At 34.1% G+C, this 24,628-nt stretch carries 23 protein-coding genes; 4 read left to right on the top strand and 19 right to left on the bottom strand.

From position 1 onward, the window contains the following. Window positions 1-47 precede the first annotated feature (47 nt). The 12 genes from ftsA to mraZ form a co-directional block, all read right to left on the bottom strand. The gene (gene ftsA, locus LPB88_RS13775) at window positions 48-1,469 is read right to left on the bottom strand and encodes a cell division protein FtsA (RefSeq protein WP_230716285.1); all 1,422 of its coding nucleotides are present in this window, start codon (window positions 1,467-1,469) and stop codon (window positions 48-50) included. Between the two features lie 6 nt (window positions 1,470-1,475). After that, window positions 1,476-2,198 (bottom strand): cell division protein FtsQ/DivIB, encoded by a 723-nt coding sequence (locus LPB88_RS13780; RefSeq protein WP_230716286.1) that lies wholly within the window; start codon window positions 2,196-2,198, stop codon window positions 1,476-1,478. Continuing rightward, window positions 2,185-3,534 carry a UDP-N-acetylmuramate--L-alanine ligase gene (gene murC, locus LPB88_RS13785; protein WP_230716287.1) on the bottom strand — a complete coding sequence of 450 codons (1,350 nt, stop codon included), beginning with the start codon at window positions 3,532-3,534 and terminating at the stop codon, window positions 2,185-2,187. Before murC ends, LPB88_RS13780 begins: the two co-directional genes overlap by 14 nt. Window positions 3,535-3,729: 195 nt before the next feature. Then, the gene (gene murG, locus LPB88_RS13790; protein WP_230716288.1) at window positions 3,730-4,818 is read right to left on the bottom strand and encodes an undecaprenyldiphospho-muramoylpentapeptide beta-N-acetylglucosaminyltransferase; all 1,089 of its coding nucleotides are present in this window, start codon (window positions 4,816-4,818) and stop codon (window positions 3,730-3,732) included. A 39-nt stretch (window positions 4,819-4,857) separates the two neighbouring features. Then, window positions 4,858-6,174: an FtsW/RodA/SpoVE family cell cycle protein gene (locus LPB88_RS13795; RefSeq protein ID WP_089353464.1), complete on the bottom strand. Its 1,317-nt coding sequence runs from the start codon at window positions 6,172-6,174 to the stop codon at window positions 4,858-4,860. An 80-nt stretch (window positions 6,175-6,254) separates the two neighbouring features. Further along, window positions 6,255-7,586 (bottom strand): UDP-N-acetylmuramoyl-L-alanine--D-glutamate ligase, encoded by a 1,332-nt coding sequence (murD, locus tag LPB88_RS13800; protein WP_230716289.1) that lies wholly within the window; start codon window positions 7,584-7,586, stop codon window positions 6,255-6,257. A 1-nt stretch (window position 7,587) separates the two neighbouring features. Then, the gene (gene mraY, locus LPB88_RS13805) at window positions 7,588-8,814 is read right to left on the bottom strand and encodes a phospho-N-acetylmuramoyl-pentapeptide-transferase (RefSeq protein ID WP_230716290.1); all 1,227 of its coding nucleotides are present in this window, start codon (window positions 8,812-8,814) and stop codon (window positions 7,588-7,590) included. A gap of 66 nt (window positions 8,815-8,880) precedes the next feature. Beyond that, complete coding sequence (locus LPB88_RS13810) at window positions 8,881-10,344, bottom strand: UDP-N-acetylmuramoyl-L-alanyl-D-glutamate--2,6-diaminopimelate ligase (protein ID WP_230716291.1); 1,464 nt, start codon at window positions 10,342-10,344, stop codon at window positions 8,881-8,883. Continuing rightward, entirely contained in the window at window positions 10,341-12,347 is a 2,007-nt protein-coding gene (locus LPB88_RS13815) for a penicillin-binding protein (protein WP_230716292.1), read from the bottom strand. The genes LPB88_RS13810 and LPB88_RS13815 overlap by 4 nt, the downstream gene beginning before the upstream one ends. Further along, window positions 12,338-12,685, bottom strand: a complete 348-nt coding sequence (locus LPB88_RS13820; RefSeq protein ID WP_230716293.1) for an FtsL-like putative cell division protein — start codon at window positions 12,683-12,685, stop codon at window positions 12,338-12,340. Before LPB88_RS13820 ends, LPB88_RS13815 begins: the two co-directional genes overlap by 10 nt. A gap of 14 nt (window positions 12,686-12,699) precedes the next feature. Beyond that, the gene (rsmH, locus tag LPB88_RS13825) at window positions 12,700-13,608 is read right to left on the bottom strand and encodes a 16S rRNA (cytosine(1402)-N(4))-methyltransferase RsmH (RefSeq protein ID WP_230716294.1); all 909 of its coding nucleotides are present in this window, start codon (window positions 13,606-13,608) and stop codon (window positions 12,700-12,702) included. Then, window positions 13,583-14,056, bottom strand: coding sequence for a division/cell wall cluster transcriptional repressor MraZ (gene mraZ, locus LPB88_RS13830; RefSeq protein ID WP_089353470.1), 474 nt, complete (start codon window positions 14,054-14,056; stop codon window positions 13,583-13,585). The genes rsmH and mraZ overlap by 26 nt, the downstream gene beginning before the upstream one ends. Before the next feature lie 378 nt (window positions 14,057-14,434). Here mraZ and LPB88_RS13835 point away from each other — a divergent pair, with 378 nt between their 5' ends. Then, window positions 14,435-15,199 (top strand): alpha/beta fold hydrolase, encoded by a 765-nt coding sequence (locus LPB88_RS13835; RefSeq protein ID WP_230716295.1) that lies wholly within the window; start codon window positions 14,435-14,437, stop codon window positions 15,197-15,199. 42 nt (window positions 15,200-15,241) lie between these two features. Beyond that, window positions 15,242-15,862: a ribosome biogenesis GTP-binding protein YihA/YsxC gene (yihA, locus tag LPB88_RS13840; protein WP_230716296.1), complete on the top strand. Its 621-nt coding sequence runs from the start codon at window positions 15,242-15,244 to the stop codon at window positions 15,860-15,862. Between the two features lie 261 nt (window positions 15,863-16,123). Here yihA and LPB88_RS13845 read toward each other — a convergent pair whose 3' ends face one another. The 3 genes from LPB88_RS13845 to gldB all read right to left on the bottom strand — a co-directional run bounded on the left by LPB88_RS13845 (window position 16,124) and on the right by gldB (window position 18,267). Then, window positions 16,124-16,561 (bottom strand): hypothetical protein, encoded by a 438-nt coding sequence (locus tag LPB88_RS13845; protein ID WP_230716297.1) that lies wholly within the window; start codon window positions 16,559-16,561, stop codon window positions 16,124-16,126. A gap of 414 nt (window positions 16,562-16,975) precedes the next feature. Continuing rightward, window positions 16,976-17,311: a gliding motility protein GldC gene (gene gldC / locus LPB88_RS13850; RefSeq protein WP_230716298.1), complete on the bottom strand. Its 336-nt coding sequence runs from the start codon at window positions 17,309-17,311 to the stop codon at window positions 16,976-16,978. After that, window positions 17,311-18,267, bottom strand: coding sequence for a gliding motility lipoprotein GldB (gene gldB / locus LPB88_RS13855; protein ID WP_230716299.1), 957 nt, complete (start codon window positions 18,265-18,267; stop codon window positions 17,311-17,313). The genes gldC and gldB overlap by 1 nt, the downstream gene beginning before the upstream one ends. 99 nt (window positions 18,268-18,366) lie before the next feature. On the opposite strand from gldB, the gene nadE reads away from it, so the two are divergent. Together nadE and LPB88_RS13865 are read left to right on the top strand one after the other, a co-directional pair. Next, the gene (gene nadE, locus LPB88_RS13860; protein WP_230716300.1) at window positions 18,367-19,173 is read left to right on the top strand and encodes an NAD(+) synthase; all 807 of its coding nucleotides are present in this window, start codon (window positions 18,367-18,369) and stop codon (window positions 19,171-19,173) included. Between the two features lie 93 nt (window positions 19,174-19,266). Beyond that, the gene (locus tag LPB88_RS13865; protein ID WP_026730588.1) at window positions 19,267-19,896 is read left to right on the top strand and encodes a response regulator transcription factor; all 630 of its coding nucleotides are present in this window, start codon (window positions 19,267-19,269) and stop codon (window positions 19,894-19,896) included. On the opposite strand, the gene dnaG is transcribed toward LPB88_RS13865, so the two are convergent. The 4 genes from dnaG to LPB88_RS13885 form a co-directional block, all read right to left on the bottom strand. After that, window positions 19,893-21,950 (bottom strand): DNA primase, encoded by a 2,058-nt coding sequence (dnaG, locus tag LPB88_RS13870; RefSeq protein WP_230716301.1) that lies wholly within the window; start codon window positions 21,948-21,950, stop codon window positions 19,893-19,895. The two genes, LPB88_RS13865 and dnaG, sit on opposite strands and share 4 nt — an antisense overlap. A gap of 126 nt (window positions 21,951-22,076) precedes the next feature. Beyond that, on the bottom strand, window positions 22,077-23,129 hold the full coding sequence (locus LPB88_RS13875; RefSeq protein ID WP_230716302.1) for a hypothetical protein: 1,053 nt from the start codon (window positions 23,127-23,129) through the stop codon (window positions 22,077-22,079). Between the two features lie 186 nt (window positions 23,130-23,315). Continuing rightward, window positions 23,316-24,065: a hypothetical protein gene (locus LPB88_RS13880; RefSeq protein WP_230716303.1), complete on the bottom strand. Its 750-nt coding sequence runs from the start codon at window positions 24,063-24,065 to the stop codon at window positions 23,316-23,318. Further along, window positions 24,052-24,612 (bottom strand): RNA polymerase sigma factor, encoded by a 561-nt coding sequence (locus tag LPB88_RS13885; RefSeq protein ID WP_230716304.1) that lies wholly within the window; start codon window positions 24,610-24,612, stop codon window positions 24,052-24,054. Before LPB88_RS13885 ends, LPB88_RS13880 begins: the two co-directional genes overlap by 14 nt. Window positions 24,613-24,628: the final 16 nt, after the last annotated feature.

Below are 24,628 nucleotides of genomic sequence, written 5' to 3' on the forward strand. Positions count from 1 at the left end.
TTACTCTTGACTTGGGGCCAATAGTAATTCCTTTTCTCTTTATTATCTTATTCTGCGTTGTCTAAAAAATCTTTGATTTTGTCGACATATCGGTCAAAAAATGATCTTCTAATTTTTGTTTCTGTAGATTCTTCTTTAGACACATTATTTCTAACTTCTCTTGTGTCTTCAATAGTTTCTACTCTTTCAACGTAGTTTTCTTCAACTTCGTATCGTTGTTGAACCGGTTGTTGTGGCTGCTGCGGCACATTTCTGTAAACCACTTTTGGCTGCTCATTTACAATTTCCATTCTAACAGCACTTTGCGTACTATTTTCGATACTATTCATTACTAATCCAACTGCTGTTGCAAATAACGGACTAGAAATTTCTTCGCTAGAGTTTCCTGCTAAATGCTCATTTGGGTATCCAATTCTGGTATCCATACCTGTAATGTACTCTACTAATTGTTTAATATGTTTTAGTTGAGCGCCACCACCTGTAAGAACGATTCCGGCAATTAATTTTTTACGAGGATCTTCGTGTCCATAAGCTTTAATCTCTGCAAAAACCTGCTCAACAATCTCCACAACACGTGCGTGGATAATTTTAGATAAGTTTTTAAGCGAAATCTCTTTTGGCTCTCTTCCTCTTAAACCCGGAATAGAAACAATCTCGTTGTCTTTATTTTCTCCTGGCCAAGCCGATCCGAATTTTATTTTTAAAAGCTCTGCTTGTTTTTCGATAATCGAACAACCCTCTTTAATATCGTCTGTAATTACATTTCCTCCAAAAGGAATAACTGCTGTATGACGAATAATACCATCTTTAAAAATGGCTAAATCTGTTGTTCCACCACCAATATCAATTAATGCAACACCAGCTTCTTTTTCTTCCTGACTAAGAACTGCATCTGCAGAAGCTAAAGGCTCTAATGTCAATCCTGACAATTCGATTCCTGAACTCTGAATACATCTTCCAACATTTCTGATCGAAGAAGCTTGTCCAACTACTACGTGAAAACTAGATTCCAGTCTTCCGCCGTACATTCCGATTGGTTCTTTAATTTCAGATTGTCCGTCGATTTTAAATTCTTGTGGCAAAACGTGAATAATTTCTTCTCCCGGTAACATGGCCAGCTTATTTACCTGGTCAATCAAAAGCTGAATATCTTTTTCGCCAATTACTTCTTCCGGATTATTACGGCTGATGTAATCTGTATGCTGTATACTTCTTATGTGTTGTCCTGCGATACCAACAACAACATCTTTAATTTTATAACCTGAATTATTCTCTGCCTCAAGTATTGCTTGTTGAATGGATTGAATAGTTTGCGTAATGTTGTTCACAACTCCTCTCGCAACTCCCAAACTTTTGGATTTACCAATACCCAAAATTTCCAACTTACCATACTCATTTTTCTTGCCTATCATGGCAACTATTTTGGTTGTTCCAATATCTAGACCTACTGCAATGTTATCTTTTTCCATTTTCTATTATTTTGTGCAAACTACTTGTTCCGTAAACCTAAGGTCAATCTTATTGTATTTATATAACGAACTATCCAAAACTGCTTTTTGAAAAAAAGCTTTATAGTTTCTAAATTTCTTATCAACATTCATCGTTCTGCCAAAATCGATGAAGTAATTATAATTTCGATTAAACATTTTTAGGCTGCCATTCGGCATAATTTCTATTGCAATGATGTTTTTTTTCAAAAACGCATCGTCATAAATTGTGCGAAATAAAGCAGCTAAATCTTCGTTATTTTTTTTATTTATTGCCCCTGAAACAAGAGGAACTCGTGCCGTAAAATTGTCCGACAAAGGCATTTTATTTCCCTCATAGTCAATATAAAAAGATTGATCACCATCATAAACTCTCGCTATTGGTGTCTTCTGTTTTACTACCGCTTTTAGAACGCCATCGATACTTACAAAAACATCTGACTTCTCAATCATGTCTTGCGTATCAAGGGTTTTTTCTATCTTATTCAAATCTAACTCATCTTTTCGGATACTGGAAGCGTCTCTTTTATTTTCTATCAACAATTTATTAACCGTTTCCGGCTTCACAAAAAGCGTATTTTCTCCTACAAAAACAACCATAGATTTCTTTAATTTTCGATCTCCATTTCGATGTTGAGCGAACGAATACAAAAAAAGTACAAGCCCTAAAATGAGAATTAATCGAATATTTGTCCAATTAAATATTTTCATTTAGCATCTTTTTAATTGACGGAACCATTTCTCCAATATCACCAGCTCCTATTGTTACAATTATTGGCGCATCACTGGCTTTGATCTCCGCTAATAAATCATTTTTTGCAACAATTTTTTTGTTCGAATTTGTCATTTTTCCTAGCAGCCAATTAGATGTAATTCCTTCCATCGGTAATTCGCGTGCAGGATAAATATCCATTAAAAATACTTCATCAAATTGAGATAAACTCTCCGCAAATCCATCTGCAAAATCTCTCGTTCTGCTGAATAAATGTGGCTGAAAAATAGCCAAAACTTTACGATTTGGATACAATTCTCTAACCGCTTGATGTACAGCATTTATTTCAGTTGGATGATGTGCGTAATCATCAATATAAACTAACTTTTCAGACTTAATCTGATAAGAAAAACGTCTTCTGATTCCGTTGAATGAAGCAATGGCTTTTGCAATAGAGTCGGTCGGGGTGCCGAAAGTCTTAGCCATTGCAATAGCCATTAATCCATTCATTAAATTATGTTTACCCGGCAATCCAAAATGTAAGTCTTTCATGATTTCTGATGGTGTTTGAACATCAAAAACATAACTTCCATCTTCTATACGAACATTGAACGCCTTATATACAGCATCTTCATTTATAGCACATTGAACGCCTTCAAGCAGCAATTCTTTAGTTATAAAAAGATTATTCTTATCTTCTATTTTCGAAGCAAATTCTACAAATGAAGCCTCAATAGCTTCACTTGTTCCGTAAATATCCAAATGGTCTGCATCCATTGAAGTGATACAAGCAATATTTGGATGTAAATGCAGAAATGAACGATCGAATTCATCTGCTTCTACTACAGTTACAGTTTTTCCGCTTCCAATTAAATTGGAGTTGTAATTTTCAACAATTCCGCCCACAAAAGCAGTAACATCAGCTCCGCTTTCATATAAAATATGCCCCAAAATACTTGAGGTTGTGGTTTTTCCGTGCGTTCCGGCAACTGCAAAACAAAAAGTATCTTTTGTAATGATTCCTAAAACTTCAGCACGCTTTTTAACCACATATTCTCTTTCTACAAAATAATTCCATTCTGAGTGTGTTTTTGGTACCGCAGGCGTAACAATTACCAACGTATTCTCCACATAATAATTACTCGGAATCAAATTAATATTATCTTCAAAATGAATATCAATACCACTTTCAATTAACTCATTTGTCAGCATTGATGGTGTTTTATCGTAACCTGAAACCTGTTTCCCTATATTTTTAAAATAGCGAGCCAGAGCACTCATTCCGATGCCTCCAATACCAATAAAATAAACGTTCTGTATTTGATTTAAATTCATTCTTTCTTAAAATTGATTTGTAAAAGATTCAAAAATTAGATATAAGCCCAAAATAATAGCACCAAATCCACCTAAAAACCCTTTCCAATCGTTATAACTCTTCTTTTTTCTTCTTTTATAAAAAACATAACAAACAATAATAATTCCCATTAAAAGAAAAATCAAACCTCTTGTTATATAATTACTATCCAAATTTTATTTTATCAATTTAACAATCTCCGCCACGATAGCTTGCGTTGCTTTTGGCATTGCCAATCGTTTTATGTTTGCACTTAATTGTTTTTGTTTTCCGTCATCTTTCAATAAGGCTTCAAAAACAATACTGAACTCATTTTCTAACTCTGATTCTTTCAATAAAATAGCTCCTTTTGCATCTACAATTGCCTGCGCATTTTTTGTTTGATGATCTTCGGCTACATTAGGCGACGGAATAAAAATTACTGGTTTCCCAACAATACATAATTCTGAAACCGATGATGCTCCTGCACGTGAAATAATCACATCTGCGGCAGCGTATACAAAATCCATTCTTTCAATAAAATCAACTACTTTAACATTTGGCTGATTGTATTTTTTATAATCTTCAAAATATAATTTTCCGCATTGCCAGATAATCTGAACATCTTGCGAAAGAAAATTTTGCAGTTCTTTTTCAATTAACTGATTGATTCTTCTGGCTCCTAAACTTCCTCCTAAAACCAATAATGTTTTTTTATTTGGGTCTAAACCATAAAAAGCAATTGCTTCATCACGTTTACTTTCAATATCAATTAAATCCTGACGAACTGGATTCCCAGTCAAAACAATTTTTTCTTTCGGAAAAAACCTTTCCAAATTTTCGTAAGCCACGCAAATTGCATTTGCTTTTTTACTTAACAGCTTATTTGTAATTCCCGGAAAAGAATTTTGCTCCTGAACCACTGTCGGGATTCCTGCCGAACCTGCCGCTTGTAATAATGGTCCACTTGCAAAACCTCCTGTACCAATTACTACATTTGGTTTAAACTGTTTGATGATTCGTCTTGACTCTAACAAACTTGTTGCCAATTTTAACGGAAACATTAAATTTTGTAAAGTCAATTTTCTTTGTAAACCAGCTATCCAAAGACCTTTTATTTCGTAACCTGCCTGAGGTACTTTTTGCATTTCCATTTTATCTTTGGCACCTACAAAAAGAAATTCAGCATCAGGGAATTGTAATTTTAACTCATTTGCAATCGCAATTGCAGGATAAATATGTCCTCCGGTCCCACCACCACTTAGTATGAATTTATACTTTGTCATATTTTTTTAAATTATAACGCTTTAAAAATTATCCTATTTCTAAGCTTTATTTAATACTGCATTCATTGGATTTCTGGAATTATCTTCAATTGAATACATCCCTTCTTCTTCATATATTTTTTCGTCAGCCGGCAAATCTTCTTCTGATAATTCTTTATCAATTAATCTCTGAAGCGCTTCTTTACGTCTTTCTTTTTCTTCTTGCTCTTCGGCGATTTCTTCTTCTTTTTTGGTCACGCTAATGATAATTCCGAGCGAGAAACAAGTCATCCAAATCGAACTACCCCCGCTACTTATCAATGGAAGCGTTTGCCCTGTTACCGGCAATAATTCTACAGCAACCGCCATATTAATCATCGCCTGAAATATCATCGGAAACCCGAGACCGACGACGACGAGTTTTCCAAATATTGTAGTTGCTTTATGCGATGCGATCACAAATCGGAACAATAACAATAAATACAAAACCAAGATTGCTACTCCTCCAACTAATCCGTATTCTTCAACAATAATAGCGTAGATAAAATCGGAAGATGATTGTGGTAAAAAGTTTTTCTGAACACTTTTCCCGGGGCCTAATCCTCCTAATTTTCCAGATGCAATTGCAATTTTTGCTTTCTCGATTTGATAATCATCTTCGTCCGGTTTATCAGTTGTAAAGTTCATAATACGACTTTCCCAGGTTGAAACCCTGCTGAAAAATCTTGAATCTGGAAACGCTTTTGCTACCAAAAGAAAGAACGCCAACATCGCAATTCCCGAACCAATGATAAATCCAATATATTTCAATGGATATTTACCAATAAAAGTCAGCATCATTACCATCGAAAATATCAACGCCGTGGTCGAAAAATTTGCTGGCAAAATAAGTGCCAATGTTATAAAAACCGGCAACCAAAGTTGTATTAATGAAGCCTGAAACGGCTCGTTCTCGTCTTTGGTTTTTGACAAATAACGTGCTACAAATATGAATAATATACTGGCTGCCAATGTCGAAGTTTGAAACGTAATACCTATAAACGGTACCTGAATCCAACGACTTGCATTTGCTCCTGCAATTACGGTTCCTTTAAGCAATGTGTAAAGCAATAAAAACCAAACAATTGGCAACGCTATTTTTGAGATCGCTCTAAAATAATGATACGGAACTCTGTGTACCCAATAAATAATCAGAAAACCAATACAAACGTGAGCTAAGTGTTTAACTAAATAACCCAATGTATTCCCGGTTCCGTGACCAATGTATGCCAAATTACTACTCGCACTAAAAACAGGCATAAACGAAAACAGCGCTAATAAAGCCACGAATGACCATATCACCCTATCCCCTTTTAATTTGTTTACTAATTCCTTCATGCCGTTTAGTTTCAAGTTTTCTTGTTTCAAGTTTCAAGTTCCTCCTAACGTGAAACTTGAAACTTGAAACATTTTTTTTACTACAAGTTATGGACTGCTTGCTTAAATTGTTTTCCTCTGTCTTCGTAGTTTTCGAATAAATCGAAACTTGCGCAGGCTGGCGACAATAAAACTGCATCTCCTTTTTCAGTTAAACGTTGTGCTGTTTTTACAGCGTCGTTCATATTATTTACTTCAACCATGATGTCAACAACATTGCCAAAAGCTTCAATAATTTTACGATTATCGATTCCTAAGCAGATAATTGCTTTTACTTTTTCGCGAACTAACGACATCAATTCGTTGTAATCATTTCCTTTGTCAACTCCTCCAACAATCCAAACCGTTGGAACATTCATACTGTCTAAAGCAAAGAAAGTAGCGTTTACATTTGTTGCTTTTGAATCGTTGATATATTGTACATTCTGAATTTTAAGTACTTTCTCTAAACGGTGCTCAACACCTTGAAAATTAGATAAACTTTCGCGAATTGTTGCATTTCTAATTTGCATCAACTTCGCTACTGAGCTTGCTGCCATTGCGTTTTTCATGTTATGTTTTCCTTCTAACGCAATGTGTTCTGTTTCCATTGTAAACTCTTCTTGGTTGATCTTTATTTCCATTTTGTTGTTATTTATAGAAGCCCCTTCATCGAATGTTTTAGACAATGAAAAAGGAATTAATTTTGCTTTTGTTGTGTTGTTCTTTAACCATTCTGTAATTGCCTCATCGTCTGCATCGTAAATAAGATAATCGCTTTCGGTTTGATTCATTGTTATTCGAAACTTTGAATCGATGTAATTTTGATATTTATATTCGTACCGGTCTAAATGATCCGGACTAATATTCGTTATAATTGCAATATCAGGTCTGTAATCTATAATTCCGTCGAGCTGAAAACTACTTAACTCAAGCACATACGCATCGAATTTATTCTCGGCCACCTGCCAGGCAAAACTCTTTCCGATGTTTCCTCCTAAACCAACATTCAAACCAGCCGATTTCAATAAATGAAACGTAAGCATTGTCGTTGTCGTTTTACCGTTACTTCCGGTAATTCCAACCGTTAAGGCTTCAGTAAAAGGTTTTGCAAATTCAATTTCCGAAATCACTTTTACTCCGGCAGCAACCAGTTTTTTTATGATGGGAGATTTCTCTGGAATTCCCGGACTTTTCATTACCACGTCGGCATTCAAAATCAGGTCTTCGGTATGCTGTTCTTCTTCCCAGGCAATTTTATTAATGATAAGAACTTCTTTGTAACTCTCTTTTATCTTTCCAAAATCCGATACAAAAACATCGTATCCCTTTTTCTTTCCGAGAATAGCGGTACCTACACCACTTTCTCCTCCTCCTAAAACTACCAATCTCATGTTATCTTAATTTTAAAGTAACGATTGATAATATGGCTAACATGATGGCAACAATCCAAAAACGAGTTACGATTTTACTCTCATGATATCCTTTCTTTTGATAGTGATGATGCAGTGGCGACATCAAAAATATTCTTCGGCCCTCGCCAAAACGTTTTTTAGTGAATTTAAAATAACTCACTTGCAAAACCACTGAGAAATTCTCTACTAAAAAGATTCCACACAATAACGGAATCAATAATTCTTTTCGAACTGCAATTGCCAAAACCGCAATGATTCCTCCAATAGTCAAGCTTCCTGTATCTCCCATAAAAACAGATGCGGGATAAGAGTTGTACCAAAGAAAGCCGATTAGCGCTCCAACAAATGCTGATATAAAAACTGTCATTTCTCCCGAATTAGGGATATACATAATATTTAGATAATTTGAGAAAATGATATTACCGGAAACAAACGTAAATATTCCGAGCGCTAAGACCGAAACTGCCGAAGTTCCCGCTGCAAGACCATCGATTCCGTCTGTTAAATTAGCTCCGTTTGAAACTGCTGTAATAATAAAAATCACAACCGGAATAAAAATTAGCCAAGCCCATTTTTCATATCCTTCGCCAGTCCAAGCTAATAATTCGGCATAATCAAATTCATTGTTTTTTACAAAAGGAATTGTTGTTGCAGTTGATTTTTCCTCCATTTGAGCAGGTAAAACCACTGTAGTAGCAACTTTAGAATTGGCAATATACCCAGTATCAGTTCTTACCGTAACCGCTGGATTAAAATATAAAACAGTTCCAACGATAAGTCCTAAACCAACTTGCCCAATAACTTTAAAAATTCCTTTAAGACCTTCTTTATCTTTTTTGAATATTTTAATATAATCATCGATAAACCCAATTGTTCCCATCCAAAGCGTGGTTACAATAAGCAATACGATATAAATATTATGCAAACGAGCAAACAACAAAACCGGTAAAAGAGTTGCAAAAATGATAATCAATCCACCCATTGTTGGCGTTCCTGCTTTTTCATTTTGACCTTGAAGACCTAGTTCACGAACCGTTTCTCCAACCTGCTGATTGCGCAAAAAGTTAATAATTCTTTTTCCGTAAATCGTTGACAAAAGCAACGAAAGCATTAACGCTAAAGCCGATCTAAAAGTGATGTATTGAAAAACTCCAGTTCCTGGGATATCTAGTGTTTTGTCGAAATATTCAAATAAATAGTATAGCATATATTTTTATTTTAAACTTCAGATTCTTAAATAATTCTGTGGTATTTAGAAGCTGAAAATGGATAATTATTTGTTTAATTGATCTAAGATTTCTTTTACAGTTTCCATATCATCAAAATGATGACGGACTCCATTTACCTCCTGATAAGTTTCATGGCCTTTTCCTGCAATTAGAATAATATCATTTGGCTGAGCCAATTGACAAGCTGTTTTAATTGCTTGTTTTCTATCGGTAATCCTTAATACTTTTTTATAATTATGAGCTTCAACTCCTTTTTCCATTTCATCTAAAATCACTTCAGGATCTTCGTTTCTTGGATTATCAGAAGTTAAAATTGCTTTATCACTAAGATCTGTAGCAATTTTTGCCATAATTGGTCTTTTGGTTTTATCTCTGTTTCCGCCACAACCAACAACTGTAATCAATTGTTCGTTTTTGGTACGGATATCGTTAATCGTTTTTAATACATTATCCAAAGCGTCCGGCGTATGCGCATAATCTACAATCGCTGTAATGTTTCCTTCTGAAACAATATATTGAAAACGTCCCGAAACACTTTCTAAATCAGACAGTAAGCGTAACGCTTCAAGACTATCCATTCCTAATTCGACAGCAGTTCCGTAAATTGCCAAAACATTGTAAGCATTAAAAGTTCCGATAAGTTTTACCCAAACTTCATTGTCATTTACTTTTAACAATAAACCTGATAATTGACTCTCTAAAATTGTTGCTTTAAAATCAGCATAAGATTTCAAGGCATAAGTAAATTTTCTGGCAACTGTATTTTGCAACATCACAGGTCCGTTTTTATCGTCAATATTCGACAAAGCAAAAGCTGTTTTTGGCAATGAATCAAAAAATGACTTTTTAACGTCTCTGTATTCTGCAAAAGTTGGATGATAATCTAAATGATCGTGCGAAAGATTCGTAAAAACCCCACCCACAAAATGCAAAGCTTCTGTTCTCTTTTGATGAATTCCGTGTGAACTCACCTCCATAAAACAATGCGTTACTCCAGCCTCAACCATTTCATTTAAATAATGATTGATTGTTATAGAATCCGGTGTTGTATGTGTTGCATTATATTCGGTTTCATCAACCATGATTTTCACAGTTGACAATAAACCAACTTTAAAACCTGCTTTTTGAAACAACTGAAACAATAATGAAGCAATCGTTGTTTTTCCGTTTGTTCCTGTAACTCCAACTAATTTTAATTTTTCAGAAGGATTTCCAAAATAATTAGCCGCCATAAAAGCCAATGCTGTATTGGTATCTTTTACTTGTATATAGGTAATTCCTTTTTCAATATTCGCCGGCAAAGTATCGCAAATAATCGCAATAGCCCCTAGCTGAATCGCCTTTTCGATATAGTCGTGACCATCAGAAAGTGATCCGCGAATCGCTACAAAAACATCATTTGCTTCAATTTTTCTTGAATCAAAATCGATTTTATGTATGTCGATTTCTGTCGAACCTGTTACAGATTCGATAGCTACTTTGTATAATATGTCTTTAAGTATTTTCACGATAATTCTAATACTATTGTTGTGTTTTTACTAATATTTTGACCAGCTTGTAAAGACTGTTTTTTTACTTTTCCTACTCCGTTTACTTTTACTTTTAAACCTAAATTCTCTAGCAAAGCAATTGCATCCATTCCCGGCATTCCTTTTAAATCCGGAACCTGATTTGATTTTTTTCTTGATTCTACATCAAACTTATCATAACTAATTTCCTGTTTCGGAATTTTAGAATCAAGTTGTTTAATTTTATTTGTCGAAGGCGCATCTGTAAATATTTTTTGAGCAATTCTCTTGAAAACCGGCCCTGCAACATCTGCTCCGTAATAATTGTTTTTAGCTGTATTTGGTTTGTGAACCACCACAATACAAGAATATTTTGGATGATCTGCTGGAAAATATCCAACGAAAGAAGACGCATAATACATTCCTTCTCTTCCTGCCTTACTATAATTTACCATGGCCGTCCCTGTTTTTCCTGCCATCGAAAAATCTTTCGAATATAACTTAGACCCTGTTCCTTTTTTCACTACATTCTGCAGTACAGCTCTTACTTTATTAAGTGTTTCTTGCGAACAAACTTTCGGATTAATCACTTCAACATCAAATTTCTTAATGGTTTTATTCCATTCTTTAATTTCTGATACAAATTGTGGCCTTACCATTACTCCATTATTCGCAACTGAATTGTAAAAAGCCAGTGTCTGCATTGGTGTTACCGAAACATTATATCCAAAAGCCATCCACGGAAGCGTAGTTCCTGACCAATGTTTGTCTCCAGGTTGTGGAATGTATGGCCTTCCTTCTCCTTTAAAATGCAATCCTAATGTCTTATTTAATCCATAGCTATTAATGTGATCTACAAATTTTGATGGATTGTTTTTATAATTGTTATAAACTGCCTGAACCATTACCGTATTTGACGAAAGTTCGAATCCGCGTGCTAACGAAACCTTACCATAACCTCCTTTGTGTGAATCACGAACAGCACGTCCGTAATATCTTATTTCTCCGCCGTGACTATCATAAACCGTACTTGTATCAGCTACTTTATCTTCTAAAATCGCCATTAAATCAACTAATTTAAAAGTCGAACCTGGCTCGTGAGATTCCGCAATAGCGTAATTTGTGGTTTCGTAATACGATCCGTCTTCTGCTCTTCCCAGATTAGAAATTGCTTTTACACGACCAGTTTCTGTTTCCATAACTACCACACAACCGTGATCAGCCTCGTATTCTTCTAATTGTTTCAATAAAGCGTGATGCGCAATATCCTGAATAAAAACATCAATAGTCGAAATGACATCGTACCCATCAACAGGATCTACTTCGTTAACATCACGGATTGGTTTCCATTGTCCTTTTGCAATTTTTTGCTTTAGAATTTTCCCGTCTTTCCCGTTCAAATAACTTTTAAAAGCCCATTCGATTCCTTTTCCAACTTCGATTCCAGTTGCAGGATCAATACGATCGTAACCAATTGTTCTTTCTGCAATTTTCCCTATCGGATGTTTTCTAACAGTTTCTTGTTCAATTATAATTCCGCCTTTAAAAGCACCTAATTTGAATAATGGAAATCCTTTTATTTTTACATAATCCGTATAGCTCAAATTACGAGCAATCAAATAATAACGATTTTTATTGGCTCTTGCCTTTCTTAATTCCTGCTCGTAATAACCTCCCGGTCTATCCAGAACAGTTGCTAATGAATCTGATAATGCCTTAACATATTTTTCAAATGTTTCCGTTTTTGGCGCTTTAGCATCAAATCTAATTTCATAATTAGGAATTGAAGTTGCCAATAAACTTCCATCAGCAGAATAGATATTTCCTTTATTTGCCGGAATTACAAAATTTCTAACCGTACGCTGTTTTGCCAGTTTTCTATAATAATCCCCTTCAACCCATTGAATATTAGTCAACTTAACAACAATAGCAATTGCCATCACAAAGATGAAAACTGCTACGAGGTAAATTCTGTAGGATATATGTTTATCGTCTACTCCCATATTCTTTTAAAGAAACTTTTTTCTTCTTCTTTTTTAACTTCTATTTTAACTGGAGGAACTGTTGATGGATAAATTTGCTTTTTTTCCATTTCACTTGTTACAGTAGACTCCATTTTTAACTTCTGCAATTCTGAACGTCGATCTACAAATTCAGATCGCAATTCCTTTACTTCATTATTAAGCTTTGCAATTTCAAAGACTTTCTGTTCGTATCGTTGCGTATTTGCAATCATTAAAATCGCCAGCAGAATGATAAAAACAATGAAACGCCAGTTTTTCACTGCATCATCGTTAATCAGAAATCTTGCTTTTAATATGTCAAATACTCCACTTTTCATTTTCTACCTATATATTATATCTTCTCAGCAATTCTTAATTTTGCACTTCTTGCTCTGTTGTTGATCTTAATTTCTGCATCATCCGGAACAATCAGTTTTCCGATAGTTTTAAATGGAACCGAAAAGTTTCCATAAAAATCACGCTCTGGCTCTCCTTCAAACATTCCGTTTTTAATAAATCTTTTTACCAATCTGTCTTCAAGAGAATGATAAGAGATTACTGAGAATCTTCCACCGGGATTTAAAATTTCTAATGATTGCTCAATAAACTCTTTCAACACATCCATTTCCTGATTTACCTCGATACGAATCGCCTGATAGATTTGAGCCAATATTTTATTTTTAACTCTTTCTGGTAAATATTTCGCCAGAACTTCTTTTAATTCGTCTGTAGTTTTTATTGGCCTGTGTTCTCTGGCTTCTACAATTGTTCTTGCCAAAAGTGGTGCGTTCTTCAACTCCCCATAATCAAAAAAAACACGACGTAAATCCTGTTCTTCATACTCGTTAACCACACGATAAGCATTTAAATCATTTTTTTGACTCATCCGCATATCGAGTTCAGCATCAAATCTGGTTGAGAATCCTCGTTCCGGAACATCAAACTGATGTGAAGAAACTCCTAAATCAGCCAAAATTCCATCTACTCCTTTAACACCATGAAAACGCAAAAACCTTTTTATAAACCTAAAGTTCTCATTAATTAAGGTAAACCGTTCATCTGGTAACGCATTTGCCAATGCATCTTCATCCTGATCAAAAGCAAATAATTTTCCGTTTGGCCCTAATCTTCTCAAAATTTCTTTCGAATGCCCTCCGCCACCAAACGTAACATCTACATATATGCCATCTGGTTTAATATTTAAACCATCAACTGTAGGATGAAGCAAAACCGGATTATGATATTCCATTGTCGTCGTCATTAATATTTCCCATTACTTCCTCGGCTAAATCTGCAAAATCCATATCTTCGCCGCTTATTGATTTTTCATATAAATCCTTATCCCAAATTTCCACAATATTAACCGCAGATGAAAAAACGACATCTTTAGAAATACCTGAAAAAGCCACTAAATCCTTTGGCACCAATAATCTCCCTAATGCATCAATTTCTACCACTTTAACACCAGCAGTAAATCTTCGGATGAAATCATTGTTCTTTTTTACAAAGCGATTAAGCTTGTTGATTTTTTGCATCATCAAGTCCCATTCGTCCATTGGATATAACTCTAAACACTGTTGAAAAACCGAGCGCTTCAAAACGAATCCGTTTTGAAGAGAAGAAGTCAATTGCTTTTTTAAAGGTGCAGGCATCATTAGCCTCCCTTTAGCATCGACTTTACACTCATATGTTCCGACAATTGTGTTCAAGAAAAATTCATTAATATGTTATAGGACAAAAATATAAAAAATATTACCACAATTTACCACAATGTACCACTTTGTTAATAAGTTTAACCACTTTGCTACCACCTTTCCTAAAACGTAAACAATCAATACGTTAACTAATTATTAGTCAATTCCTGACAACGCTGATCAATCAAAAAAAATAGACATCATTTTTCTTAAAAAAATAAGTATTATGCTAATTTCTTAACATTTGGGCATTCTTGTAAAAACACCTCTAAAAGCTGATTTTTAATCACTTATAAAATCCTTTAAAATTATGTAGTTAAAAAACGGTGGCAAAAATTCATTTTTATTTATTAAACCCTATATTTGTCCAAATTGAAATTGGCATTAAATTAAATGGACAAACACTACAAAAAAGAAGGCAGATACAGCTATTATGAAGCTGGAGAAGGAACTCCTATCGTTATTTTACATGGCTTAATGGGAGGCCTAAGTAACTTTGATGCTGTAGCCGAATATTTTCCAACGAAAGGATACAAAGTTGTTATCCCTGATTTGCCAATCTATACTCAAAGCATTTTAAAAACAAACGTAAAAAGCTTTGCCAAATACGTAAAAGACTTTATAACTTTTAAAGGTTTTGATCAGGTTATTTTATTAGGAAATTCACTTGGAGGGCACATTGCTCTTTATCATACAAAAATGTATCCTGAAAAAGTAGCCGGACTTGTAATTACCGGAAGTTCTGGGCTTTACGAGAGCGCAATGGGTGACAGTTATCCAAAAAGAGGTGACTATGAATACATCAAAAAGAAAGCTGAAGATGTATTTTATGATCCCGCAATTGCAACTCCTGAACTTATTGACGAAGTTTACGCAACGGTAAATGACCGTATCAAACTAATCAAAACTTTAACGATTGCCAAAAGTGCAATTCGTCATAATATGGCAAAAGATTTACCAAAAATGACAGTGGAAACCTGTATTATTTGGGGTAAAAATGACGCTGTAACACCCCCAAATGTTGCCGAAGAATTTGATAAATTATTGCCTAATTCAACTTTGTATTGGATAGACAAATGTGGACACGCTGCTATGATGGAACACCCTCAGGAATTCAACACAATTCTTGAAGAATGGCTCGTTAAAAAGAATTTATAGCATCTAACTTTCGACTTTTAGGAGGTTTTAAAAACAAAAAACATGAAAATTAATACCGCCGAATTCATTATCAGTAATTCTGAAGTTGCAAAATGTCCACAGGATTTTTTGCCGGAATATGCTTTTATCGGCCGATCAAACGTAGGTAAGTCATCATTGATTAATATGCTTACCAATCACAAAAACTTAGCTAAAACTTCAGGAAGACCCGGAAAGACACAATTGATTAATCATTTTAAGATTAACAACAATTGGTTTCTTGTCGATTTACCTGGTTATGGTTATGCCAAAGTATCTAAAAAAACAAAATCGGTTTTTCAACAATTCATTACAGATTATTTTGAAACTCGCGAACAATTGGTTTGCGCTTTTGTTTTGATTGATATTCGCCACGAAGCTCAAAATATCGATATTGAATTTATGTCGTATATGGGAGAAAGCGAAATTCCGTTTTGCATTATTTTTACTAAAGCAGATAAAATCAGTAAAGTAAAAATCGATTCTCATATTGCAGCTTACAAAAAACAAATGTTTGCCAACAACTGGGAAGAGATGCCTCACTATTTCGTGACTTCTGCTACAGAACAAACCGGAAAAGATGACGTTTTAAATTATATTGACGAAGTAAATCAAGAGGTTTTTAAAAATAACTCACAGTTTTAAAAAATAAATTCCACATTTTAAAATCCCAAATTCCAACTTTAAGATTGGGATTTGGGATTTTTTTATTGGAAATTTAGTTTCTGCTGAGTTGTTTTGTCATTTCGACCGAAGGGAGAAATCACACTCGTAAACCGATAAAGATTGGCAACTCTGCATGCGGAATTTCTAATGTGATTTCTCCCTTCGGTCGAAATGACAAATTAGAGTCATAAAGTTTGAATTTAGAATTCCTTTTGGAATTTGGGGTTTTTTATTTGGAATTTACTTTGCATTTTCAGTATAATCAAGAGTATCCACCGCATCTGATTCACTAATCACCTCTTTATGATTTAAAGCTTTCCATTCTTTAAAAATTAAAAATTGATATAAGATATAGAACAGTGAATTAAAGAACCAAAAATCAAGCACAAATGGCTCAGTAAAGATTACCGAATCACTATTACCACTCAAAAAAATACTCAAACTGCTGGCTAAATAAATAATCAACCCGTTACAGAAATACTGATAACTATGTTTGGCTGTTTTGAAATTCTGAATTAAAAAGACTAACGAGTATAAAATCAGTAACGCAGAAGTTGTTCCTATTTCAAACAAATTGAATCTCCAGTAAAGATCTGGCGTGTTATAATATTGTATTGCTAATAAAGAAAGAACTAGTATCAGAAAAAAAAGTACTGCTCTTTTTAATAGAATATTCAAAAACAAGCTGTAAAAAAATACACTTAAAGCAATGAATTGAAAAATGAAATAATAGTGGGACAGAAAAAAGTTAGATCCAGGATAACAGAATCCGATAATATTACACAATAATTCCTCTATAAACAGAAAAATCAAATAGATCATAATAATGACATATCGAACATCTTTGTTTTTTCGCGTCATAAAAAAATTAATACTGTTTACCAGTAAAAAAAATAATCCAACGAGGCTTACAAAAAATGGAAATAACATATTATTAAATTTTTCTTAGACCATCAACTACGTCAACGACAAATTAATTTTACTTCTCTAAAGTTAATATTAAAATCTCAAATTTTGAAAACCTCCAAATAAAAAATCCCAAACTCCAACTTTAAGATTGGAATTTGGGACTTAAAAAAAATGGAATTTTAACTATTTTGCAAGTTCCAGTTTTTCTGCAAAATAATCACAGAAATCTTTCATTGTATCTGACATCTTTTCGTCGTCTGTTGCACGCTTAAAAGTATCTGCCATTGCTACTAAAGTCTGATGAAAGAAAATTTTCATTTCATCAACCGGCATATCTTTTGTCCACAAATCAATACGCATGGTTTCTTTTACTTTGCTGTCCCAAATCGACAACATAATTGCTTTTGCATCCTGAGCTTGTACTCCGCCATCTTGCGCCGTCCATGTTAATTTTTCCGGAACGCGGTTCTCGTCCAATTCTATATTGAATCTAATTTCTGAGTTTATTGTATCTGACATTATTTCTTCGGTTTATATTTTGACTTTTCGAAAATTTCTTTTGGGTTTGTTTTAAATAATTCCGGCAAGGTTACATTATTATTTTTCATGTATGATCGCACCATTTGCCAGCCAATCCAGGCACCAACTCTTCCGGGTGAATCATTATCTATTTCTAAATAAAATTTAGAAAATGGAGCTGGCGTCATAAAACGCATCGTTAATTTAGGATCTGCATTATACAACATTTCACTTTCTATAAAGTAACGCCACATGTATGCTTCATTTTCCTCACACCATTTTATTTGCTCCGGCGTATAACCCATTTTTTCAGCATCTGAATATTCAGGCAGAAGTAAATCTTTTGCATACAATTGTTTTCCTTCAAAAATCATTTGAGAAAGCAAATCTTTATCTGGAGAAGCCGGAATATTTCTATATGCAAAACTTGAAACTACGTCTGGCATAATTTGCTTTTCTTCGAAGTTTTCCTTTAGATAATTCGGGAATTCATAAAACTTATGATTTTTACCCAAATACAATTCTAATGCAACAATTACTAGACTGTCTGCATAAATTGCTTTGGCATTATAATCCATTTCCCCAATTACTGTAATAACTTTTGGTGTTTTAGTTTTAGGAAAATAATATTTTACATGCTGAAAAAGCGTATTGAATTCCTGACGAACCGGTTCAAAATTGCTGTATTTTTTTTGCACTTCTTCATACACTTCTTTCCAAAGCGGATCCTGCATTTTCTTTAACCAAATATTATCGTCATTTCCTGCCGGAAAAAAGAAAGGGAATTGCTTTTTTACTTTAGTTAAATCTTCGGGTTTGGTTTCAAAAAACACCTTATCAAAACGTTCAACCTTAATGTCAACCGGAATTTCTTCTACTGCTTTTTCGACTTTAGTTTTTTGATCGCAGGACAAAAAAAACAGGCATAGAACCACTACAAAGCGATATATTTTCATTTTATTTTAATTAGATTTGTGTTGCCTATATTTTAAATAAACGTTACTTAAAAATATTTGTGCAAATATACACCCCTGCATCTTAAAACTTGAACTATTATGGCTAAAAAAAGTACTATTCAAACAGAAAAAGTGAATAACCACATTGTAGAGTGGTTGAAAAATTATGCTAACAATGCAAAAGTAAATGGTTTTGTAATTGGAATTTCCGGCGGAGTTGACTCTGCGGTAACTTCTACATTATGCGCCCAAACCGGTTTGAAAGTTTTATGTGTAGAAATGCCAATTCACCAAGCCGAAAGCCAGGTTTCAAGAGGAAGAGAACATATTGAGCAACTAAAGAAACGTTTTCCGAATGTTTCGAATGTAGAAACTGATTTAACAGCCACTTTTGAAGCTTTTAGAAGTTCTGTACCAAAAACAGAAGATGAAGCAAAAGTAAGCTTATCACTGGCCAATACCCGTGCTCGTTTGCGAATGACCTCGTTATATTATTTGGCAGGAATTCACGGGTTATTAGTTGCCGGAACCGGAAACAAAGTTGAAGACTTTGGAGTAGGATTTTACACCAAATATGGAGATGGCGGAGTCGATTTAAGTCCGATAGCTGACCTAATGAAATCAGATGTGTATGCTCTGGGAGAATTTTTAACAATTCCGCAATCAATTTTAACAGCAGCACCAACTGATGGGCTTTTTGGAGATAATCGTACTGATGAGGACCAATTAGGAGCCAGTTATGACGAACTTGAATGGGCGATGTTGGCCGCGGAGTCAGGAAATACGCCAGCTGACTATAGTGGGAGAGAAAAATCTGTCTTTGAAATTTATAAACGTTTAAACACCAGTAACAAGCATAAAATGGATGCAATACCTGTCTGCATTATACCAAAAACGTTAAAATAAAACTTTTTAACATTTGCCTGCAATTAATTACAGAATTTATTTATTAATTTTACAGCTCCAAAAACATGAACAATTCTAAAAAAGGTAAAAATTATGATTAAAGTATGTCTTGCAGACAATCATCCTGTGACTCACTTTGGCGTTAAGTCTTATTTTAAAGACCACGATCAAATTTCAATTGTTGCCAACGTAGGCAATTTTTCAATGGTTAGAGATATTCTTCAAACGAAGGAGATTGACATCCTAATTCTAGATCTAGAGTTAGAAGGTCTTTCAAGTATCTTTGAAGTAAAATCTATCCTGAAAAACTTCCCAAAAACAAAAATTGTAATTTTTAGTGACCTCGCTGAACAAATGTATGCTCCAAATGCAATCAAAGCAGGAGTTTCTGGGTATGTGCACAAAACAGAAAAACTTGAAACTTTAGGTCTTTCTATTATTAAAGTACATGAAGGAAAAATTATCATCAACGAAACTGTACGTAAAAACATGGCTCTAATTGCTAAACAAAGCAAAAGCGAACGTCTGTACAGAAAACTGTCAAATCGCGAGATTGAAGTTTTGCGTTACTTAAGTGATGGTAAAAAGAACAATGAAATCTCTAAAATCTTAAATCTGAACGAAAAAACGATCAGTACTTACAAATTAAGATTATTGACTAAATTAAATGTTACTAATTTAGTAGATCTTGTGAACAAAGCAAAGACTTTAGAAATTATTTAATGGTATCTTGACATTACTCTTCCCAGTTTTTTCGAAAACGTATTAACTAGTTTTGAGTAATCCACCACCATCGATAAAAGCTCTGTATTATCTGAATTATCAGGTTTTATAGAGCTTTTTAATTCTTCGATAATTCGACCAACCAAAAACCAGCGCATAGACATAATTGTTTCAGTAACGTATTGCGCAATCGTTTCGTGTTTCATTTTCGAAAAAATATTCTGTCCTTCCCAATCGTGAAGAGTCAATCGCTCATCTTCCATCAAAATATCAGTAACTTCCTGAGCAAAATCAGGCTGCAAGTGCATTAAATATTTTTCAAGATTAAATTTTTCATTCTGATGATAAAAACCAATTAAATTGGTAAAAATATCTCGAAATAAAGGATTCGAAAGTTCTACCTCATCTTCCTGCAAACTCAAATAAATTCGCTGAAAAACTTTATATTGTCTCATTTCAGAAACCATTACAACCTCACCTTCTCCATTATTTTTTAAGAGCACATCTTCAAATTCTTCGGTCTTATCGCCGTAAAGCAATAAAATCTCAATTACTTTTCGCTCCAGACGATATAATATATCAACCTTTTCCGTTTGTTGTTGCTGTGCCGGATATCCCATATCCCCAGGATAATCCTCCGGCGGTCCTGTTCTTGGATCATCCGGATCTCCTCCTGAATACGTATTATTTTGGTTTCTAAAAACTTCAAAAGGTTTTTGTTCCTGCTTTTGCTTTTTACCAGCTTCTACAAGATCCTTTTGAATCAACTGTGCCAATGTACTTACCAAAACCTGCTCTGAAATATCCATAATCCTTGCACATTCCTGAGTATATACCTCTCGTTGAATACGATCTGGTATCTTGGAAATACTCGTAACCATGTCGCGAATCAAATCGGCCTTTTTTATAGGGTCGTTCTTAGCTTCCTTCATTAAAAGCGATGCTTTGAACTGTATAAAATCTTTACTATTTTCTTCTAAATAAGTAACTAACTCGTCATGAGAATTTTTTCTGGCAAAACTATCCGGATCTTCTCCGTCAGGAAAACCACAAACTCTCACGTTCATTCCTTCTTCCAAAATCAAATCGATTCCTCGAATAGAAGCACGTAATCCTGCAGCATCTCCGTCAAAAAGCACTGTAATATTTCTCGTTAGACGATTTACCAAACGAATCTGATCTGGCGTTAAAGCTGTTCCTGAAGAAGCAACAACATTCTCGATTCCGGCTTGGTTAAACTGAATTACATCGGTATAACCTTCAACCAAATAACAATTATTCTGTTTTGCGATTGCTTGCTTAGCCTGAAAAATTCCGTAAAGGACTTTACTTTTATGGTAAATATCACTTTCAGGCGAGTTTAAGTATTTTGCCGCCTTTTTATCATTGGTTAAAATACGTCCTCCAAATCCTAAAACACGTCCGGACATACTTTCAATAGGAAACATTACACGGCCTTTAAAACGGTCAAAAGGTCGATCTTCTCTTGCAATTGTCAAACCCGTACTTTCCAGAAATTCCAGTTTATATCCTTTACCCAAAGCTTCTTTAGTAAGAGCATCCCAGGTTTCCGGCGAATATCCTAAACTAAACTTTTTAATTGTTTCATTTGTAAAACCTCTTTCCTTGAAATACGAAAGTCCAATTGCTTTTCCTTCTTCTGAATTTAAAAGTATATCATTAAAATATTCCTTTGCAAATTCCGAAACCAAATACATACTTTCACGAACATCAGTCATGGCTTTTTCAGCATCGGACTGTTCTGTTTCTTCAATTTCAATATTGTATTTTCTGGCTAAATATCGAATGGCTTCCGGATAGGTAAACTGTGAGTGCTCCATCAGGAATTTTACAGAATTCCCGCCTTTTCCTGTACTAAAATCTTTCCAGATTCCTTTTGCAGGCGACACCATGAACGATGGAGAACGCTCGTCTGAGAATGGACTCAACCCTTTGAAATTACTTCCGGCACGTTTTAAATTAACAAAATCACCAATAACCTCCTCTACTCGAGCAGTTTCAAAAACAGTATCAATTGTGGCTTGTGAAATCAAAACGTAAAATATTTTAAAAATTTGAAGTCTGTAAAAGTACACAAATCCATCTTGAAATAGGATGATTTCAAATAAAAAAAGCACCTCTTTCGAAATGCTTTCTCTACTAACCAATTAACTAAATTTTTAATTTAAATCAAGTCTTAATCCTAGCGAAATATTATTTTCTTTCACTAAATTATCTTGAAACAGCGGATTCAAATCATATTTCATATACAAACTCACTTCTTTATAACCTATATAAGAGCTCAATCCGTAGATAAAATTATTTACGTTATAATCTCCTTTTATTCTCGTTTTATAATCTAAATCGTCCTGGTCGTATTTTAGAATCTGTTTTGATTTTACGTTGATTCCTGCGTATCCTCCAATTCCAAAACGGAAGCTTTGATGTGTTTTAAAATAAGTTTTTCCGTTAACTATTTTAGGTTTAGAAAAATCAAATTCTAAATGAACTGGCAAAACAATGTAAACGTTTCTAAAACGAGATTCATCAAGATTTATCGCATTTTTCTGTAGCACTGTTTGATCTCCATCTACAACAAAATTGCGATTGTCTGTTGGACGAATATTATTATACATTAATGAAAGTCCGTATTTGGCATGCAACAAGTTGTCGTTTTTCATTAATCTTGAATTATAGGTAAAACCCCATTCATAAAAATGCGAACCTACAAAACTATAATTTGAATCCTGAAGTTTTCCGTCGACCATCATATTATTCAAACCCGCTGCAAACACAAATTGCGATGTAGTTCTTTTTTCGCCACGAATAGAATCTTTTTTCTTTTTATTATCCTTCCATTCTTTATCATTCCAATGAATAACCAATCTATGTTTTTTTATCGAATCTCCTTCTTTGATTTTTCCATCTACTTTTTGCTGTACTAAATCATTAAGTTCATTTTGCGCTTCGGTTACCTTTTGTTCAATAATTGTTGCTCTGACTTCTGCCAGTTCTTTTTTACGCTTATCGGCTTCTTCCTGCGTAATTTTCCCTTCAGACAATTGAACGTTTACGGCTTCAACTTCTTCTTTTAAAGTTCCTTTTTCTTCCTTGGTTATCTTTTCTATTTTATTAGCAATCTGCCTTGCTTTAGATTCAAAAGTTTCCTGTCCCATTACTTTGCTTACAAACAAAAAAATGAGGATAACGAGATAAATAGTAAAATTTTTCATGATTGATTTTTTTAAAAATTGATTATTGATTGATGATTATTTAATTATTAATTGTGATTTGTAAATTCTATATTCCATATCCATCGGATTAAAACCCGACGCTACAATATGGATCGTTCCTCCGGAACTAAAAATCTATCTTCTACATTCTTGCTTCTTTCTTCTATACTCTTTCTTCTATACTCTCTATTCCTGCTGATTTCGATTTGCCAAAGCCACTTTTACGGTTTGATAATTTTTATTGACTTTTGTAATTACTTTTTCTCTAAAAGAAAGTTCTAATTCACCATCGACCTGATTTAGTAAATCGTTGGCATTTACTTTGATTTTTGCTTTCGGTTTAACCGAATTTTCTGCAACTACAGTTTTTTCGGCCGAAAGTAACAACTGATCGACACTTTCTTTTTTAGAAGTTTCAACAGTTGGATTTGCAGTATTGATTGATCGTTTTTCTGGATTGTTTTTGATGATGACTGAAGACTCCGCTACTTGATTTTTTTCGTTTTTGCTTGGTTTATTTGAATTTAACTTTAAAACATCGGGGTGATTATTCCCTTGTTTTTCAGACTCCCGAACAGATTCTTTTTCTGAAGTTGCAACTTCAGTTCTAACTGAATCTATTGTATTTAAAGTTGGTTTTACAACCGAATCTTTCTTTGTATTTTCTTCTATTACAATATTATTTTTTGGAGTTTCAACAACACTTTTCTTCTGATTAAAGTAAAAAGTTCCAACTAATAAGAAACCGACAATACTGGCTGCGATATACAACCATTTTCTTTTTGAAGCTTGCAGTGAGCGAAGTCGAACTGTAGGTTTCTTTTCTTCAGCAACACTCAGCATCGCATCTAATCTGTCCCAGGCTTTATCGCTTGGTTCGATCGTACGTTGATTTAGTTTTTCACGGAAATCCTTTTCAAAATTATTCGGTTCCATTATCTTGTTTTTTTAGAATATTAATTTGTGTTTGTAGCATCTTTCTTGCGTGCGATAATTGCGATTTCGATGTTCCCTCATTAATCCCCAGCATCGTGGCAATTTCATTGTGTTTATATCCTTCTATGGCGTATAAATTGAAAATCATTCTATAACCGTCCGGCAGAGCGTCTATTAAAAACTGAATCTGATCTGTCGAAAATTTGCTGTCAATTGCATTAAAACTTTCTTCGACATAAATTTCATCTTCTGTAAACTTTACTTTTTTCTGAACTCTTAAATAAGAGATACATTCGTTGACCATAATTCGGCGAATCCATCCTTCAAAACTTCCTTTATGCTCAAATTTGTTTAGGTTGGTAAACACTTTCATGAAAGCGGTTATCATTACATCTTCGGCCAATTGAATATCTTTTATATATTGTCGACAAACGCTTAGCATCTTTGGAGAAAACCGAGTATAAATCTGTTGTTGTGCTTGCCGATTATTTTCGACAGCCAACTTTATAATTTCGGTTTCTTCTTGATGTAAATGAATAATTTTCATTAATAAGCATTCAGGT

Source organism: Flavobacterium sp. JAS, assembly GCF_020991455.1.
GTDB lineage: Bacteria > Bacteroidota > Bacteroidia > Flavobacteriales > Flavobacteriaceae > Flavobacterium.